Genomic DNA, 17,648 nt, shown 5'->3' on the forward strand with positions numbered 1-17,648 from the left:
CCCTCTTAGCCAAACGTAAAGGCGTATGCGGTCGCACCCGGTTGTTCAAATTCAATGCTGACCGTATGCTCACCGGTGCCATCTTTCTGCCGAATCAGCTGATACAAACGCTGATCGGTCACAGTCCCTGAGCCATCTGCAGCAATATCGCTGCCGTGCATTGCACCGGGAGGCTGCCCGTCGAGAGAGACGCTAAACCGTACGGGCTTGCCGTTTTCTGCGGGGCCAAGCACCAGATGCACGTCCCGGGCGCGGAATTTGTACACAATCCGGCCTTTCTCACCCGCCAGCGTGACGTGCTCGCCGCCGACATTCCAGCGCCCCACCAAACCCCAGGCATTAAGCGGCAGTGCCAACGGTTGACGATAATCAGCCACTTCATCGTTATTCAGACGGCCGGATGCAAAGTTCTCGGCGCGCTGATAACCCAGATAGGTTTCCGGTGAAATATCGTTCATGCCGCTGGCCGATTGCTCAACGCCCTTGCCTGCCACGTTCGCCAGCTTGTCGTTGACGTTTTGCGCGCCCGCCTGGCGTAACAGTTCCTGAATCACGCGTTCGGATTCGGCGTAATTCCCCTCACCAAAATGCATGTAGCGGATGTGACCTTTGGCATCGATGAAATAGTGCGCGGGCCAGTACTGGTTATTGAACGCCTGCCAGATACCAAAATTGTTATCGATAGCGATGGGATACGTGATGCCGAGTTTTTTGGATTCTTTAGTGACGTTATTGATGTCTCTTTCGAAAGCAAACTCTGGGGAATGCACGCCAATCACCACCAGGCCCTGGTCGCGGTATTTTTCCGCCCAGGCTTTAACGTACGGCAGCGTGCGCAGACAATTGATGCAGGAGTACGTCCAGAAATCGACCAGCACCACTTTTCCGCGTAGCGATTCAGCGGTGAGCGGCGGCGAATTCAGCCATTGCACCGCGCCGTTCAATGAAGGCATCACACCCGCATCAACCAGCGCAGGCACATCGCTGTTGGTGGCCGATGCCAGCATCGCAGAGGGTTTCACCGGGGAGAGCGCGTTTTCAGGCTTCAGCTTTTGCACTAACGTCTGCTCGATGCCACCGGTAGAAACCGTCGACAAACGCGCCAATACGCTGGTATCGAGGCCCAATGAAATCGCTGCGACGCCCAAAAGCATTGCCGCGCCAAGTCCACGGCGGATCCATTCCCCCACGCCGAGCGAACGCTTCATGGCGCTAAAAACTTTGCCGCCAATTAATAATGCCAGCGCCAGCGAGGTCACCGCCCCGGCAGCGTAGGCCAACAGAAGTAGCGTTGAACCTGCGTTCGCACCCTGCAATGCCGCACCGGTTAATACCAGTCCGAGAATTGGCCCGGCACATGGCGCCCATAACAGCCCGGTCGCCACGCCTAATAGCAATGAACTGCCCGGCCCAGCCGCGCGGCCGGAGGTGATTTTTTCAGAAAGTGTATTCCCCGCATTAACCAGCGGGTGCATCAACCGTTCACCGACCTGCGGGAACAACAAGGTGATGCCAAATACCGCCATCAGTACTAACGCTGCAATACGCCCGTACTGATTCGCCGCCACCACCCACCCGCCGCCGACCGCTGCCAGGGTGGCAAACAGCGTAAATGTCAGCGCCATGCCGAGCAGTAACGGAAGCCCCGAGCGGGTAAACGGTTGGTCTGAGCGTGCGAAAACAAACGGCAGCACCGGGAGAATACAAGGACTGGCGATGGTCAGCAGACCGCCAAGAAAAGCAAGAATAATGACCAGCATAGTTGAAGCCTCAGCAAGGACAACGTGGAGGTGATGTCCTGACTGTAGCGGGGAAAGGGTTACGAGATCCTCGCGGAATATTCACATTTTTGTGATAATTGCGGGAAGCGCCCTCCGCGAAGGAGAGCGCTGGCAGGTGTTATAGATTCCCTACGCCGCCATCGACCAGTAAATCGGTCCCAACAATATACGCAGATTCATCGGAGGCCAGAAATACCGCGGCTTTCGCCAATTCATACGAGGTGCCTAAACGCCCAATCGGCACCAGTTGACGGATACCCTCGCGCAATTTTTCCTGTGCCACGCCATTGCCCAGTTTACCCAGCGCCGGAGTTTCTGTTGGGCCAGGGCTTAAGCCGTTAACGCGGATCCCTCGGGGATGAAGCTCGCCCGACAACGTGCGTGCCAGTGATAGAATCGCCGCTTTACTGGCGGCGTAAACGCTGCTCTGCGGTAAGCCAATCCGGGCGCTCACTGACCCGCAGACAATCACCGATGACGGATTCGCCAGCATCGGTAACAGCGCCTGGATGAGGAAGAACGGCCCTTTGAGATTGACGCTCATCAGACGGTCATATGCGCGTTCATCCCACGCCTCAAGCGACTGATGCGTGACATCACCGGCGTTAGCAAAAAGGATATCCAGCTGTGGCCACTGTTCGCGTAATGCACCGGCCAACTGTTGTTGTTGGCCTAAATCGCCCGCATCACTTTTGAGAATCAGCACATTTTCACCGAGCTGTTCCCTCGCGGCCTGTAGGCCTGATTCGCTACGTCCAGTAATCGCTACCGTCGCACCTTCTGCCAGAAATTGCCTGGCGGTTTCAAGACCAATACCGCTGGTACCGCCGGTAATTAATGCGTATTTGCCATCAAGTCTGCCCATTATGTCACCTCGTATTTTGCTGGTGACGCCATTATTTGCGCTATAGTATCTTTTAGATAGTAGGCACCTTTTGGATACTAAGGCACGTCCTGGTATGCATTGACGAACGACGGGAGTTTGCATGACAAAAAATATTTTCCTTTTACCAACCGCAGGGTCGGAATGTCCGATGGTTGGTTTTGTAAACCTGATTGCCGGAAAATGGGCGATCCCGATCCTCTATCGGCTGATCCTGATTGATGAGCCGGTCCGATTCAGCGAATTACAGCGCGCAGTCGACCCTATTACTCAAAAAGAACTCACTCGCCAACTGCGCCAGTTTGAAGCTCGGGGATTAGTAACCAGACACGTATTTGCCGAAGTGCCGCCACGTGTGGAATATCAGATTACCGCGCTCGGGAAATCACTGCGCCCGACGCTGGATTCATTGGCGGAATGGATGCGGGAGAATGCCGCTGCGATGAGGTAAATATTGGCCCGGCAGCAGAGCACCACCGGGCGAAACATGCAGAAATTACAATGCAGATTTAAGTCGTTTAACGGCTTCGTACAGCTGCTCTTCGGTGGCGGTTGCGTAAGAGAAACGCAGCGTTTTCTTGTCTGCATGATCGCTAAAGAAGAACTCACCCGGCACGTAAACCACGCCTTTATCCAGCGTCTGCTTCAGCCATTTGGTGGTGTCGAAGTCATAACGGAACTGCGCCCACAGGAACATACCACCCTGCGGCTGATTAAAGGTGATGTGATCGCCGAGTTCCTCTTTCAGGAAGCGCGACAGCGCCAGGCATTTTTGCTTATAGGCGTCACGGATCAGCGCGATTTGCGGGTCAAGGCGATTCAGGGTCAGATACGCCGCCACCAGAGATTGGGTAAATGAGTTGGCGTGAAGATCGGTCGCCTGCTTTACAATCGCCACTTTCTGCTTCATCCATTCCGGCAGAATAATCCAGCCCACGCGCAGGCCCGGTGCCAGAATTTTTGAGAATGTCGAGGTGTAGACCACGCTGTCATGGTCGCCCAGTTCAGCGGCGGTCTGGAACAGGGTTTTCTGACGTTCTTCGGTAAAGCTGATTGCGCCATACGGATCGTCTTCGATTATCACGAAGTCGTGTTTGATCGCCAGTTTGACCAGTTTTTCACGACGTTCTGCGCTCAGCGTAGTCCCGCTCGGGTTACCGAAGGTCGGTACAATGTAGACAGCTTTGATGCGCGTAGTGTGCAACAGCGTTTCCAGCTCATCGACGAGCATCCCGTCAGCGTCGCTGCCGACCGACTGCACGGTGGCGTTGGTCAGACTGAGAATTTGCAGGGTCGCCAAATACGTTGGGCGCTCTACAACAAACACATCGCCCGGGTTAGCAAGCGAACGGATCAGCAAATCCAGCGCCTGCTGCGAACCCGAAGTGACCAGCAGACGGTCAACCGTGGTGTCAATTCCGCGAGATTTACACAGCCCGACCAGATGATCGCGTAATTCGACGGTCCCTTCTGTTAAACCGTACTGGAACGCCTCACCGAAGTTCTCTTCGACGACGAGTTGGGTGGCCTGGATAAGCCCTTCTTTATCGAATAACTCTCCCGACGGGATACCGCCTGCCAGCGAAATAACGCCTGGCATTTTACTGTGTTTTAACAGTTCACGAATGGCGGAAGGTTGAAGCTGTTGGATGCGGTCTGCGAGGTGATTGCTCTTGCTCATATTTTTTCTCTCGTTTTTATTCACCTAAAATATACATAGCACCCAAACGAATAAGCAATGCCTTTAACAGCCAAAAGCAAAAAACCACGCCAGGCGTGGTTTTTATGCGCAACAGGCTCAGTTCAGTGCAATACGAACCACGCTATCCGGGCCTTTGGTGGTGTTGTCTTCATTAAATTCCTGCTTGACCGTTACATACAGCGACTGTCCATCCGGCGAGATAAGCAGGCTATTTGGATGGCTGTCAAAAGACCAACTGTGTTTCACTGCATAACTGGTGGCGTCAAGCTGCAGTACTTTCTTCGACTCACGCTGGCTGATATAAATTTCGTTGCGCTTATCATTAAATTTAATCCCTAACGCGTCACCTTCAATACGTTTAAGCACCTTGCCAGTCCGTTCATCAATGACCAGCGTCACTTTGGCTTTTGAATCATCAGTCACGAACAGCCGACCGGTTTTGGCGTCTTCCGCCATGTTCAGGAACAAATACGTTTTCCCATCGCCAGGTGTCCAGCGCTGTTCTATTTTGTAGGTTTCCGGATTGATCATGAGAATTTCACCGCCCCCGTTAGCCGCATAGATACGCTGAGTGACCGGGGAATAGATAATACCAGTGACCCATTTGCCGGCATTTTCGATCCGATGTTTTAGCGTCATGGTGTTTGCGTCGACGACCGAAATAAAACCTGGGTCCGCGACGCCGCCGATAAACAGCATGCCGTTGTGCCAGAAGATTTCTCGCGCCCCCACCGGGTCGCCGTCTTTGTCTTTGCCTTCAAACATCAGTCGTTGCAGCACTTTTCCGCTTTCGGCATCCACTTTCGATACCCCGCCGTCTAGCGTGTTGGTGGTGTAAAACACCTTCCCGCCAGGATCCATCGTCATGCCGAAGTTTTTGTAATCGGTAAAGGTCTCACCGGTTTTTTTCAGCGTAGCCGGGTCAAGACGGTATAACGCCCCGCCGTTTACATCTTTAAAACCCTGTGCACTGGCGACGTACAGGGCCTTTGCTTCTGGCAAATACACCATTTCATACAGTCCATCACCCACCACCTTTTCCGACACACCCGGCACCGCAGTCTGTGCCTGAGCGTTAAAGGTCGACAAGCTGAAAGCCGCGGTTAACGCGAGGGCGAGTGTTGTTTTGTACTGCGTGAAGGGAAATAGCATCTGAAACTCCGTAAAAGGAAAGAACCCTGCCCAAAATGGGAAAATCGGTGTGGTTTTTATATTAATGAGAATCATAAGCATTTGCGTTATTTCTGTAAACCCATTGAAAAGCAGGGTTATCAGGCGACTCTGAATTCACAAATTGTTACACATGGAGTTAAACTCTTGCGCGACGACGCAAAAGCAAATAATTATTATTACCATTCTTATTAAGTCGTTCTCCGCATTTCACGCACCGGGCCATGAGAGCCTGGGCATCCATAGAAACGACAGCGCTTCACATAACAATAATTCTGACAGGAATCTTTATGTTTTTTATCTGCAAGGAAGCCAGCTGCGGCCGCCGCACGTCTGGCAAAAATTTAATGACCGTTTCACTGCTCGCGTCAGCTATCCATGCCCTGCTCTATTCACCTCAGGCGCTTTCTGCCAGTCCTGAGAGCGAACAAACGATGATCGTCGAAGGCAGCAGCGGTGCGGACAACGACGAAACGCATGATTACAATGTGAAATCGACCCATGCGGGCACCAAAATGCAGCTTGCACCGCGTGATTTGCCGCAGTCTTTCAGTGTGATCACCGAGCAACGTATGAAGGATCAGGATCTGGAAAATGTCGGCGATGTCCTGACGAACACCACCGGTATTTCTGCGCAGGTGGTGGACAGCGAGCGCTCGACCTACTTCTCACGCGGATTTGAAATCAGTAATTACACCTATGACGATATCCCCACCTCCGTTAGCGACGTATGGAACTACGGTGATGCGGCATCTGATACGGCGATTTATGACAGAATAGAAGTGGTTCGCGGTGCAACGGGCTTGATGACAGGTGCCGGAAGCCCGGCGGCGTCGGTGAATATGGTACGCAAACATGCCGACAGCAAAACATTTACCGGCAATCTGAGCGCCAGCTACGGCAGCTGGAACGATCAGCGCTACGTGGCCGATCTCTCTGCCCCGCTCAATCAGGAAGGTTCCGTGCGTGCCCGCGTGATTGCCGGTTATCAGGATCAGGACGGCTGGCTCGACAGGTACCATAAGACCAAAAAATTCTTGTACGGCGTTATTGATGCCGACGTAACCGACAGTACGCTGCTCTCATTGGGTTATGACTATCAGGAAAGCAACACCGATAACCCGACCTGGGGTGGTCTGCCAACGTGGTACAGCAACGGCAAGCGTACCGATTACGATCGCAGCCTGAACAGTGCCGCCGACTGGACGCGATATAACCTGAATTCGCGCAAAGTCTTTGCCAATCTGACTCACACCTTCGACAACGGCTGGATCTTCCGCGTGAACGGTACACACGCGGAGCAAACGTTTAACGACAAGCTGCTTTATGTGATGGGCAACCCGGACGAAATCACCGGCGAAGGGACCACCGGTTTTGGCAGTAAAGACCGCGGCGAACGCCATCTGGACTCCATTGACACCTACGCCAGCGGCCCGTTTGAACTGCTGGGTCGTCAGCATCAGCTGGTGGCTGGCGTGAGTTACAGCCGTCAGCATAATTCGACTTTCAGCGCCGATGGCCCGTTGGATAGCGAACAAATGGGTATCTTCAACAATGGCTGGACCGGCAATGTGATCGATCCGCAATGGGGTGACTGGTATCAGAACGCCGATGACATCGTAAGGCAGAAATCGGCTTACACCGCAGCCCGCCTGTCTCTCGCCGATCCGCTTTCGCTGATCGTGGGTGCGCGTTACACCCAATGGAGCACCATCGGCAGCAGCGGTGACATGAGCAAAAACAACATTACGCCGTACGGCGGTCTGGTGTATGACATCGATGACACCTGGTCGGCGTATGCCAGTTACACCTCTATCTTCCAGCCGCAAACCAAACGCGACTCAAGCGGCCAGTATCTTTCACCGATTACCGGGAAAAACTACGAAACGGGGCTCAAATCCGACTGGTTCAACGGCAGCCTGACGGCTACTTTCGCGATTTTCCGCATCGAACAAGAAAACGTCGGGCAGGAAGTGGAAGGTGAATTTGTGAATGGCGGCAGCGAGCAGGCCTACCGTCCGGCGAAAGGCGCCGTCAGCAAAGGTGCGGAATTTGAATTAAACGGCGCGCTGACGGATAACTTGCAGATGACGTTCGGCGCGACGCGGTACGTCGCGCGGGATTCGGAAGGCCGGTTTAACAGCAATATGCCGCAGACCACCTTCAAGCTGTTCACCCGTTATCAGGTGCCCACGCTTGCAGACCTGACCATCGGCGGCGGGATGACCTGGCAGAATAAAACCTTCCAGGATGCAGTCGGTCCGGACGGCGAAACGCAGCGTATTTATCAGGGAAGCTTCCCGCTGGCGAGCCTGTTTGCCCGATATCAGGTCAACAAACAGGTCGCCGTTCAGGCTAATGTTAACAACCTCTTCGACCGCAGCTATTACAGCTGGCTTGGTGACTCGGCGGTATACGGCGAACCGCGGAATGTCTCAGTGAACGTAGGGTATACATTCTGATGTTCTCGCCCCGGCGCTCGCCGGGGCTTCTTTTTGCAGTCTTAAGCCGCTCTCGCCTGTTCGATCATACTCCTTTCCGTTGGCGTCGTTGACAACTCTTCGGCGATCGCGCAGACTCAATATGTACTCGGTATACTTTTGTGTTCGGTACACTATTTTCCCTTTCAGAGAATCACGATGAATAAATCCCTGATTGTTATCTTCACAACAATCTGTCTCGATGCGGTGGGCATTGGTCTTATCTTCCCTATTCTTCCACGGCTGCTGGAAGACGTGGCGAACACCACCCACATCGCACCGTATATTGGCATCATGACGGCGCTGTATGCCGCGATGCAGTTTATTTTCGCCCCGATGCTGGGCGCGTTAAGCGATAACATTGGTCGTCGACCGGTGCTGCTCATCTCCCTTGCCGGTGCGGCTATCAACTATATCGTGATGGCGTTCGCGCCTCATCTTTGGATGCTGTTTGTTGGCCGTGCGATTGCCGGGCTGACCAGCGCTAACATTTCCGTCGCCACCGCCTACATCACCGATATTTCAAAACCTGAACAGCGCGCGCGCCGTTTTGGTCTGTTCAACGCCATGTTTGGCATCGGCTTTATTATTGGCCCGGTATTAGGCGGCGTGCTGGGAGATACCTGGATTCGCCTGCCGTTTCTGGTGGCCGCAGTACTCAACACCTGTAACCTGCTGATGGCGCTGTTTTTATTGCCAGAATCGCGCGTTCCGGCGCATCGTTCACTGAAACTTTCCGCGCTTAATCCTCTCCAACCGCTGCGTTGGGTGTTCTCAATGAAAAAGCTGATGCCGCTGGTGCTGGTCTTCTTCATTCTTAGCGCCACCGGTGAAGTGTACGGTACCTGTTGGGCGCTGTGGGGTTCAGACACTTTCGCCTGGAACGGCATGTGGATTGGCCTGTCGCTCGGCGCGTTTGGCGTATGTCAGACGCTGGTACAGGCGTTTTTACCCGGCCCGGCGACCCGTCTTTTGGGTGAACGGGGCGCGGTTCTGCTGGGCGTTGCCTGCTCCTGCTGTGCGCTGCTGATCCTGGCCTTTACCCGTGAAGGCTGGGTGGTGTTCGCGATAATGCCGCTGTTTGCGCTGGGCGGAATGGGTGCTCCGGCGTTACAGGCGCTCGCCACCCGGCAGGTCGATGCGGATCGTCAGGGTCAGTTCCAGGGCGTACTGGGATCAGCTATCAGCCTGGCGTCGATTATCGCCCCGCTCGGCTTTTCGTCATTCTATTTTGTCGTACAGCAAAGCTGGCCAGGTGCCATCTGGCTGTCTGTGGTTGTGGTGTACGCGATCGCGGTGCCGTTAATTATTCTGGGTACGCGTAAAAACGTTGCCGCTGAATCCACTGATGCTGCGTAATTAAAGGAGAAACCATGTCTGAAGTGATCGACCGTCGTGCCAGAAAGCGTCTGGAAACGCGCCGCAATATCTCTTACGCCGCGACCGGACTGTTTGCAGAAAAAGGGTTTGATAACGTCACCATTGATGAGATCGCATCGGCGGCAGACGTCGGAAGGATGACAGTGTTTAACCATTTTCCCCGCAAAGAAGATATGTTTTTTGACCGTGACGATGAGATTCGCCAAACGGTGGCCGACGCGCTGCGTCAGCGCAATGACGCTGAATCCCCCATCGAATCATTACGCCTGTTGGCCCATCGGCTGATTGCTGAAGATCGCCCTTTCTTGCAGTTTTCCGACGCCAGCCAAGGGTTCATTGCAATCATTAAAGGCAGTGACACGCTAAAAGCGCGGGCCAGAGCAATTCGGGATGAAGTGGCAAACGGCGTGGCCGCCGAGCTTGCGCACAGTGCGGGGCGTGAAGACGTAGATGCAGATGCGAGGCTTGCAGCTGCGCTACAACTGGCCTGCTGGAGCACGGCACTCATCAGTGCCCATGAGGAATTTGCGCAATCTTTAGACGCTACCCGGGCCGCAGCCACGTTTCTGGAGCTTGTTGATAAAGGTGCCTTCGGGCTCAACGCGGCGTTAGCCGGAATGCCTTACGCCTGATTAGCCTTCCGAACCCGCCGAGGCGCGTTTATCAAAGCGCTCGGCCAGGTTCGCCAGCGTGATATCTGCAAATTTCGCCAACAGTTTTTGTTCCGCTTCTGCCAACACGCTTCCCAGCTCTTCATTTACAGCGGCTTCGACCGCGCAATTCGGATGTTCATCCCCGCTGCCAATGGCAAAAAGCTGTTTTACCCCGACCCCCTGATATATATCCAGTAGTGTTATTTCATTGAGGTCTTTCGCAATACGCCAACCGCCGTGATGCCCCTTCTCGGACGCCACAAAACCCGCATCCCGCAGCCCTGCAAGCGTGCGTCTGACGACGGCGCTATTGCTTCCGAGCATATGTGCGATTTGCTCTGAGGTGAACGCGTCGTTGTATCTGGCCATGTGCAGCAGCACATGCAGCATTCGTGACAGCTTATTATCCTGACGCATTGATGACTCCGTGATAAACGATTTCATGTATCTTACAATGTTACATGAGATTGACAAGGCGATAAGTCATGTGATTTCATAAGTTACATGAAATCACATCCCTCTTCAGGAGAAAACCATGAGCTCATCACCCACGTCTTCCCAATTCTGGGACGATCGCTACGCAAACATCTCACCGGTTTCGAATGGCAAACCGGGCGCCATGCTAGTGCGCTTTACCGAAGATCTTTCCCCGGGTCGGGCCCTTGAACTAGGCTGCGGTCGGGGCGACGATTCCGTCTGGCTCGCGAAATGCGGCTGGCGGGTCACCGCCGTTGATATTGCTAAACAAGCTCTCGCCTATGCCGCCGACAATGCCCGTCGAAATAACGTTGAAGATAGCATTTGCTTCGAACAGCATGATCTATCGCTGACGTTTCCTGAAGGAGAATATGATCTGGTTACAGCGTCGTTCCTCGAATCGCCCGTCGATTTTGGTCGCCAGACGGTTTTGCAAAAGGCTGCAGCCCTTGTTGCACGCGGCGGTGTGCTGCTGATTACCTCTCACGGCTCGGCGGCTTCGTGGTCGGATCATCGGCTGTCCCCCTTCCCCACCCCTGATGAAGCCCGGGCTGAACTGCAGTTAGACGACGATGCATGGCAGTCCATTTTTGTCGGAAATATTGAACGGCTGGCGACGGGGCCAAATGGCGAAAACGGAGAAATTCTGGATACCGTGCTGGTTCTGAAGCGGTCCTGAGTACCAATACCGGCAAGATACAAAGTCAACACAGTTAATTATCATTATATTTACTTTTAGAGGCGCGTCATACTTCTGGAAAATAGATGATTTCGTTTATTATGCACTTAAAGTGAATGATTTTAGGCTTCAAAAGCCGCTATGACGCCTTTTCCATTTGGATATTTATTCAAATCTGCTGTTAAAAATTACTTCCACACTCTCTCATTCCTGCGCTTCGTCTGATGCTAAATTTTAAAAAAGTGTTAAATTTATACTCACATAGTCGGTAACGCTATGGACCACGGTTAATTAAGAACATATTACTTACAATACTTAAGGTTCATCATGGATAAGTTATCTTACGCTTCAGATAGCAACACATCTGCCTGGAATACCTACCTGCAACAAATCGAGCGCGTTGCGCCCTACCTGGGCGAGCTGACCCGTTGGGTGGATACCCTTCGTCATCCGAAACGTGCGCTGATTGTCGATATTCCAGTACAGATGGACGATGGCACCATCCGTCATTTCGAAGGTTATCGGGTGCAGCACAACCTCTCCCGCGGCCCGGGTAAAGGCGGTGTCCGCTACCACCCGGATGTGGATCTGAACGAAGTTATGGCGCTGTCTGCCTGGATGACCATCAAATGTGCGGCGCTGAACCTGCCTTACGGCGGCGCAAAAGGCGGCATTCGCGTTGACCCGTTTGCCCTGTCTGAAGGCGAACTTGAGCGTCTGACCCGTCGCTATACCAGCGAAATCGGCATTATTATCGGTCCGCAAAAAGACATTCCAGCCCCAGACGTAGGCACCAACGGCAAAGTGATGGCGTGGATGATGGATACCTACTCCATGAATCACGGCAGCACCATTACCGGCGTCGTAACCGGCAAACCGATTCACCTTGGCGGCTCTCTCGGACGTGAAAAAGCGACCGGCCGTGGCGTGTGGATCAGCGGCCGTGAAGTGGCGCGCCGGGCAAACATTCCAGTGGAAGGCGCTCGCGTTGCGGTGCAAGGTTTCGGTAACGTCGGCAGCGAAGCGGCTCGCCTGTTTGCCGTATCGGGTGCCCGCGTGGTAGCAATTCAGGACCACACTGCCACGCTGTTCAATGCGATGGGCATCGACATGAACGCCCTCACCGCCTGGCAGATTGAACACAAACAGATCGCCGGTTTCCCGGGCGCTGAAACCATCGCCAGCGAAGCATTTTGGGACGTTGAGATGGACATTCTGATCCCGGCAGCGCTGGAAGGTCAGATTACCCGTCACCGCGCGGAAGGGTTGAAATGTAAACTGATCCTCGAAGGCGCGAACGGCCCGACCTATCCGGATGCCGACGATATGCTTGCCAACCGTGGCATTATCGTGGTGCCGGACGTTATCTGTAACGCCGGTGGTGTCACCGTCAGTTACTTTGAATGGGTTCAGGACATGGCGAGTTTCTTCTGGAGCGAAGAAGAAATTAACGCGCGCATGGATAAAATCATGACCGACGCGATGGTTCACGTCTGGGAAAAGGCCGCTGAAAAATCCTGCTCCCTGCGTACCGCCGCGTACATCGTCGCCTGTGAACGCATTCTACTGGCGCGTAAAGATCGTGGTATCTATCCAGGCTAAGGCCTGATAAACGGTGAGCCGGCCGTCGGCTCACCGTCATTTCGCTTACGCAATCAGCGATACTTTTCGCAAAACTGCGCAATATCCTCGTGCTGAAAATCCTCTAAACGTTCAACAATCGTTTCCAACAGCTATGCCCACTTCTTCCAGTATCTCCGTAATGTTTGGATGAGGAAGCATGCCATCTAGCGGCGCGTTCCTTTTAGCCAGATATCACCGCAACGTAACGAAATTGTTTACGGTACATTTCCCTGATGGTGTCCAGCGCATTGCTGAGCGTCTGCGCAGCAGGTGTCGCGATGAACTGCAATGTTGACAGCATACGCGGGCGTATTTACGTCGCGTACACATAGGTGCCAGCGAGAGGGAAAAAACCGTTTACTGAAGAATAAACATGCGGCCTATAACTATTTGACTGCAAAAGCACTCTGGCTCCTCCCTGTCCATTTTGTTGCCATGAAATTTCCTTCACGCTAACACCCGCCACGCCAATCTTAATAAAATATCGATTAATCAAATAGTTATAAAATCACTGTATGTAAACTGTGAGCAAATGCACACAATTCACTCCAACAGTGGAAGGAAATAATATTTCATGGCACATTGTCATCACGAAATTTATTTCATGAGGCGTGGAAATGGAAACCAAAGCATTCATATCAAAAATAATCAATGAGTTAGATGTTGTTAAAGAGTCACTTCAGGAAGAGGATTGCGCTAAACTCATTGCTGCCGTGCAAAGCAGCAAGAAGGTGTTCTGCTATGGGCTGGGCCGCGCTGGATTTTCAATGAAAGCATTCACCATGCGCCTTATGCACATGGGGAAAGAAGTGTATTTCCTGACTGAAACCATCACTCCCAATTTTGGTGCCGGTGATTTGTTTATCGTTTCATCGGCCTCTGGCGAAACAGCCCAGTTAATCGCCCTTGCTAAAAAGGCGCGCCAGTTGGGCGGTAAGGTTGCCGTACTGACAACCAACAGACAGTCAACGATCACTGAATTTTGTGATGTGACCGTTCAGATTAATGCCCCTTCTAAAAATCAGAAACAATCATCTTTCTGCTCTTCTCAGCCGATGGCCTCTCTTTATGAACAGGCGCTACTTATTATTTCCGATGCACTGATAATGAAAATGGCATCAGAAAGTGGCTCTCCAGAGGAAGACTTATTCCGGCGTCATGCGACTCTTGAATAAAACAATATTTTCAATAATTTGCTCTGACCCTACAGGAGAGTAAAATGAGCAGCAAAATCACATCACTGTTTAATTTTAAAAAGCTTCAGAAATTTTCTTCTGCTCTGATGCTGCCTATTGCTATCTTACCCGCAGCCGGATTAATTCTTGCTATCGGTACATCATTCCATATTGAACTGCTTGCAAACTGCGGGGGTATTATCTTTGCTAACCTCCCGCTTCTGTTCTGTGTGGGTATTGTTATTGGCCTGACCGGCGACGGTTCATCGTCCCTGTCCGCTATCACCAGTTACATGATCCTGAATGCCACGATGGGCACAAAACTGGGGATCACACCTGAATCGGTGGCAGCAAGTAATGGTGATTATGCCCTGATCCTGGGTGTTCCTACGCTTCAGACCGGGGTCTTTGGCGGGCTTATTGTCGCCATCTTTGTGTACATGCTTTATAAGCGTTTTCACAACATCGAACTACCTCAGTTCCTGGGCTTCTTTGGCGGGAAACGTTTCGTACCGATTATTACGGCTGTAGCGGCCATTATTGTGGGTTATATCCTGCCATGGCTCTGGATCCCGGTACAGAAAGGGCTGGCTGAGTTATCAACGCTGGTGACGAGCGGCCACAACGCAAACTTCGCTGCGTTTATTTACGCCGTCGGCGAACGTTCCCTGATCCCATTCGGTCTGCACCATATCTGGAACGTGCCGTTTTATTACAACTTTGGTGAGTACATAACAAAGTCAGGTCAACTGGTCACTGGCGACATTCCTGTGTTCTTTGCACAGTTGCGCGATGGTGTTCCATTGACTGCGGGTCTCTTCATGACCGGTCGTTTCCCTATCATGATGTTTGCTTTACCCGCTGCCGCACTGGCGATGTATCAAGAAGCGAAACCTGAGCGTAAGGCGTTAATTAAGGGACTGCTATTATCCGCGGCGCTGACAAGTTTCGTTACAGGCATCACCGAGCCGCTGGAATACTCCTTCCTGTTTGCAGCGCCGGTTCTTTATATTATTCACATCTTCTTATATGCCACTTCATTTGTGCTGATGCACGTTCTGAACGTACACATTGGCCATCCGTTTGCCGGTGGGTTAATTGATTTCGTGCTCAATGGTGTATTACCCAACCGTACGCCATGGTTCCTGGTTATTGTTGCCGGGATGGGCTATGCGGCAATTTATTACACTGTCTTCCGCGTATTAATTCGTAAGCTGAACCTTAAAACACCAGGGCGTGAAGATGAAGAAGTCGCTATTGAACTCAATCTTAGCCGTGAAGACAGGCCTTACGAAATTGTTGCTGCAGTCGGTGGGTTCGAAAATATTGAAGATGTCGATGCCTGCGCTACCCGTCTTCGCCTGGCACTGGTGGATGATTCAAAAGTCCAGGATAAGCGCCTGAAAGAACTGGGTGCCGCCGGGCTGGTGAAACTGGGGGATGGTGGTGTTCAGGTCATCTTTGGTGGCAAGTCTCAAATTCTCCGTGACGAAATTAAAGCGGTAATGGGAAAGCCCCGCCAGACCACTGAGCCTGCGCTAACACCTGCCTGTACCAAATAATTCGTTCATACCGGGCTGGTAACAGCCCGCTATACAAAGAGAGTTAAAATATGAAACCACAATTACTGGCAAATGCCATCCGTATGCTGAGTGTTGATGCCATTCAGAAAGCGAATTCGGGTCACCCGGGTGCACCTATGGGAATGGCAGATATCGCCGAAGTTGTCTGGCGTCATCATTTACGCCATAACCCAAAAGACCCGCAATGGTTTAACCGTGACCGTTACGTTCAGTCAAACGGTCATGGCTCTATGTTGCTCTACTCCCTGCTCCATCTCACCGGCTATGACGTCACCATGGATGATATTCGTGACTTCCGCCAGCTGCACTCCCGCACACCAGGCCATCCGGAGTACGGGTATACACCTGGCGTTGAAACGACTACAGGCCCGCTGGGCCAGGGTGTGGCAAATGCCGTAGGGATGGCGATTGCAGAAAAAGCGCTTGCGGCTCAGTTCAATAAGCCCGGCTTTGACATCGTTGACCACCATACCTGGCTGTTCCTTGGGGACGGATGCCTGATGGAAGGGATTTCACACGAAGTCTGCGGTCTGGCCGGAACGCTGAAACTCGGCAACCTTATCGCCGTCTGGGATGATAACGGTATTTCTATTGATGGTCATGTTGAAGGCTGGTTCTCAGAAGATACTGCTGCTCGCTTCCGCGCCTATGGCTGGCATGTCATTGAGGGAATCGATGGTCATAATCCAGACGCTGTCGATGCAGCCGTGCGTGAAGCGAAAGCCGTTACCGATAAACCCAGCCTGTTATGCTGCAAAACCATCATTGGCTTTGGTTCACCTAATAAAGCCGATAGCCATGAATGTCATGGTTCCGCTTTAGGCGCTGATGAAGTTGCGCTGGTCCGTGAGCGTCTGGAATGGCCATATGCGCCGTTTGAAATCCCCGCTGCCATTTATGATGCGTGGGATGCAACCGCGAAAGGTTCTGCTGACCAGAAGCAGTGGGAAGAATTATTCGCAGCCTACAGTAAAGAATGGCCTGAATTAGCCAGTGAGTTTGTTCGCCGAATGAAAGGTGACCTGCCGACGGGCTGGGAAGAGGATATGAAGAAATATATTCTCAACCTTCAAGCTCATCCGGCGGCACTTGCCACACGTCAGGTCAGTCAGAAATGCCTGAATCATTTCGGTAATATGCTGCCTGAGCTGATGGGCGGTTCTGCTGACCTCTCCCCTTCAAACCTGACGCGTTTCCAGAATTCCGTCGATTTCACGGCCGAACATCCGGAGGGTAATTATATTTCCTACGGTGTGCGTGAATTCGGTATGTCAGCGATCATGAATGGCCTGGCGCTGCATGGTGGATTCATCCCTTACGGTGGCACGTTCCTGATGTTCATGGAATATGCCCGCAATGCGGTGCGTATGGCAGCGCTGATGAAAATCCGCTCAGTCTTCGTCTATACACACGACACGATTGGTCTGGGGGAAGATGGACCAACGCATCAGCCTGTTGAACAGCTGGCTTCGTTGCGCCTGACGCCAAATATGGAGACATGGCGTGGTTGTGACCAGGTCGAAGTTTCAGTTGCCTGGCAGCAGGCTGTTGAACGTAAGGACGGGCCATCAGCACTGGTGCTCACTCGTCAGCCTCTTGAGCAGCAACCTCGCACCGCAACACAGCTTGAAGAAATTGCGCGTGGCGGATATATCCTCAGCGATTGCGAAGGAAAACCAGAGCTGATCTTGATCTCTGCCGGTTCTGAGATTGAGCTGGTTGTAAGCGCCGCGAAGACTCTGCGTCAGGAAGGCCGCCAGGTGCGTGTGGTGTCAATGCCATGTACTGAGCGCTTTGATAAGCAGGATGAGGCCTGGCAGGAAACGGTTCTGCCTAAAGATGTCCGTAAGCGTCTGGCAGTTGAAGCCAGCATTGCCGGTTTCTGGCAGCGTTATACGGGTCTGGACGGTAACGTTATCGGGATGACCACGTTTGGCGAGTCTGCCCCGGCAGGGATCCTGTTTGACCACTTTGGCTTTACAAAAGACAACGTACTGGAACAGGCCAGAGCATTGCTACAGAGCTAAGATGTAGTGAATAAAAGGGATAAAAAAGGAGCGTC

14 protein-coding genes are annotated in these 17,648 nt (G+C 52.5%); 9 read left to right on the top strand and 5 right to left on the bottom strand.

From position 1 onward, the window contains the following. Nucleotides 1-5: 5 nt before the first annotated feature. Nucleotides 6-1,760 (bottom strand): cytochrome c biogenesis protein DipZ, encoded by a 1,755-nt coding sequence (locus MUU46_RS22195; RefSeq protein ID WP_258966739.1) that lies wholly within the window; start codon nucleotides 1,758-1,760, stop codon nucleotides 6-8. 139 nt (nucleotides 1,761-1,899) lie between these two features. After that, nucleotides 1,900-2,646: an SDR family oxidoreductase gene (locus tag MUU46_RS22200; RefSeq protein WP_159756654.1), complete on the bottom strand. Its 747-nt coding sequence runs from the start codon at nucleotides 2,644-2,646 to the stop codon at nucleotides 1,900-1,902. A gap of 121 nt (nucleotides 2,647-2,767) precedes the next feature. On the opposite strand from MUU46_RS22200, the gene MUU46_RS22205 reads away from it, so the two are divergent. Further along, the gene (locus MUU46_RS22205; RefSeq protein WP_258966740.1) at nucleotides 2,768-3,115 is read left to right on the top strand and encodes a winged helix-turn-helix transcriptional regulator; all 348 of its coding nucleotides are present in this window, start codon (nucleotides 2,768-2,770) and stop codon (nucleotides 3,113-3,115) included. 45 nt (nucleotides 3,116-3,160) lie between these two features. Here the strand turns inward: MUU46_RS22205 and MUU46_RS22210 are convergent, their stop codons facing one another. Continuing rightward, nucleotides 3,161-4,345: an aminotransferase-like domain-containing protein gene (locus tag MUU46_RS22210; protein WP_258966741.1), complete on the bottom strand. Its 1,185-nt coding sequence runs from the start codon at nucleotides 4,343-4,345 to the stop codon at nucleotides 3,161-3,163. A gap of 117 nt (nucleotides 4,346-4,462) precedes the next feature. Next, a complete protein-coding gene (locus MUU46_RS22215) occupies nucleotides 4,463-5,518 on the bottom strand; it encodes a YncE family protein (protein WP_258966742.1) in 1,056 nt (351 codons plus the stop codon). A 308-nt stretch (nucleotides 5,519-5,826) separates the two neighbouring features. Here MUU46_RS22215 and fhuE point away from each other — a divergent pair, with 308 nt between their 5' ends. From fhuE to MUU46_RS22230, 3 genes are all read left to right on the top strand, one after another. Continuing rightward, nucleotides 5,827-7,998 (top strand): ferric-rhodotorulic acid/ferric-coprogen receptor FhuE, encoded by a 2,172-nt coding sequence (fhuE, locus tag MUU46_RS22220; protein WP_258966743.1) that lies wholly within the window; start codon nucleotides 5,827-5,829, stop codon nucleotides 7,996-7,998. A 177-nt stretch (nucleotides 7,999-8,175) separates the two neighbouring features. Then, the gene (locus MUU46_RS22225) at nucleotides 8,176-9,375 is read left to right on the top strand and encodes a TCR/Tet family MFS transporter (protein WP_374685027.1); all 1,200 of its coding nucleotides are present in this window, start codon (nucleotides 8,176-8,178) and stop codon (nucleotides 9,373-9,375) included. A 14-nt stretch (nucleotides 9,376-9,389) separates the two neighbouring features. After that, on the top strand, nucleotides 9,390-10,028 hold the full coding sequence (locus tag MUU46_RS22230) for a TetR/AcrR family transcriptional regulator (RefSeq protein ID WP_258966745.1): 639 nt from the start codon (nucleotides 9,390-9,392) through the stop codon (nucleotides 10,026-10,028). On the opposite strand, the gene MUU46_RS22235 is transcribed toward MUU46_RS22230, so the two are convergent. Beyond that, the gene (locus MUU46_RS22235) at nucleotides 10,029-10,466 is read right to left on the bottom strand and encodes an RrF2 family transcriptional regulator (protein ID WP_159756639.1); all 438 of its coding nucleotides are present in this window, start codon (nucleotides 10,464-10,466) and stop codon (nucleotides 10,029-10,031) included. 118 nt (nucleotides 10,467-10,584) lie between these two features. On the opposite strand from MUU46_RS22235, the gene MUU46_RS22240 reads away from it, so the two are divergent. The 5 genes from MUU46_RS22240 (at nucleotide 10,585) to tkt (ending at nucleotide 17,613) form a co-directional block, all read left to right on the top strand. Beyond that, a complete protein-coding gene (locus tag MUU46_RS22240; RefSeq protein ID WP_258966746.1) occupies nucleotides 10,585-11,205 on the top strand; it encodes a class I SAM-dependent methyltransferase in 621 nt (206 codons plus the stop codon). Between the two features lie 327 nt (nucleotides 11,206-11,532). Next, nucleotides 11,533-12,807, top strand: coding sequence for a Glu/Leu/Phe/Val family dehydrogenase (locus MUU46_RS22245; RefSeq protein WP_159756633.1), 1,275 nt, complete (start codon nucleotides 11,533-11,535; stop codon nucleotides 12,805-12,807). 638 nt (nucleotides 12,808-13,445) lie between these two features. Next, nucleotides 13,446-14,003 carry a 6-phospho-3-hexuloisomerase gene (gene hxlB, locus MUU46_RS22250; RefSeq protein WP_258966747.1) on the top strand — a complete coding sequence of 186 codons (558 nt, stop codon included), beginning with the start codon at nucleotides 13,446-13,448 and terminating at the stop codon, nucleotides 14,001-14,003. A 44-nt stretch (nucleotides 14,004-14,047) separates the two neighbouring features. Then, the gene (gene ptsG / locus MUU46_RS22255; protein ID WP_159756627.1) at nucleotides 14,048-15,565 is read left to right on the top strand and encodes a glucose-specific PTS transporter subunit IIBC; all 1,518 of its coding nucleotides are present in this window, start codon (nucleotides 14,048-14,050) and stop codon (nucleotides 15,563-15,565) included. A 50-nt stretch (nucleotides 15,566-15,615) separates the two neighbouring features. Next, the gene (gene tkt / locus MUU46_RS22260; RefSeq protein ID WP_159756624.1) at nucleotides 15,616-17,613 is read left to right on the top strand and encodes a transketolase; all 1,998 of its coding nucleotides are present in this window, start codon (nucleotides 15,616-15,618) and stop codon (nucleotides 17,611-17,613) included. Nucleotides 17,614-17,648 lie beyond the last annotated feature (35 nt).

Source organism: Scandinavium tedordense (assembly GCF_024764965.1).
Lineage (GTDB): Bacteria > Pseudomonadota > Gammaproteobacteria > Enterobacterales > Enterobacteriaceae > Scandinavium > Scandinavium tedordense.

What these genes read in the sequence shown, in the direction of transcription:
- ptsG (WP_159756627.1), top strand. Translation starts at nt 14,048, where the DNA reads ATGAGCAGCAAAATCACATCACTGTTTAATTTTAAAAAGCTTCAGAAA.
- MUU46_RS22230 (WP_258966745.1), top strand. Translation starts at nt 9,390, where the DNA reads ATGTCTGAAGTGATCGACCGTCGTGCCAGAAAGCGTCTGGAAACGCGC.
- MUU46_RS22200 (WP_159756654.1), bottom strand. Translation starts at nt 2,646, where the DNA reads ATGGGCAGACTTGATGGCAAATACGCATTAATTACCGGCGGTACCAGC.
- tkt (WP_159756624.1), top strand. Translation starts at nt 15,616, where the DNA reads ATGAAACCACAATTACTGGCAAATGCCATCCGTATGCTGAGTGTTGAT.
- MUU46_RS22225 (WP_374685027.1), top strand. Translation starts at nt 8,176, where the DNA reads ATGAATAAATCCCTGATTGTTATCTTCACAACAATCTGTCTCGATGCG.
- MUU46_RS22235 (WP_159756639.1), bottom strand. Translation starts at nt 10,466, where the DNA reads ATGCGTCAGGATAATAAGCTGTCACGAATGCTGCATGTGCTGCTGCAC.
- MUU46_RS22205 (WP_258966740.1), top strand. Translation starts at nt 2,768, where the DNA reads ATGACAAAAAATATTTTCCTTTTACCAACCGCAGGGTCGGAATGTCCG.
- MUU46_RS22195 (WP_258966739.1), bottom strand. Translation starts at nt 1,760, where the DNA reads ATGCTGGTCATTATTCTTGCTTTTCTTGGCGGTCTGCTGACCATCGCC.
- MUU46_RS22245 (WP_159756633.1), top strand. Translation starts at nt 11,533, where the DNA reads ATGGATAAGTTATCTTACGCTTCAGATAGCAACACATCTGCCTGGAAT.
- fhuE (WP_258966743.1), top strand. Translation starts at nt 5,827, where the DNA reads ATGTTTTTTATCTGCAAGGAAGCCAGCTGCGGCCGCCGCACGTCTGGC.
- hxlB (WP_258966747.1), top strand. Translation starts at nt 13,446, where the DNA reads ATGGAAACCAAAGCATTCATATCAAAAATAATCAATGAGTTAGATGTT.
- MUU46_RS22240 (WP_258966746.1), top strand. Translation starts at nt 10,585, where the DNA reads ATGAGCTCATCACCCACGTCTTCCCAATTCTGGGACGATCGCTACGCA.
- MUU46_RS22215 (WP_258966742.1), bottom strand. Translation starts at nt 5,518, where the DNA reads ATGCTATTTCCCTTCACGCAGTACAAAACAACACTCGCCCTCGCGTTA.
- MUU46_RS22210 (WP_258966741.1), bottom strand. Translation starts at nt 4,345, where the DNA reads ATGAGCAAGAGCAATCACCTCGCAGACCGCATCCAACAGCTTCAACCT.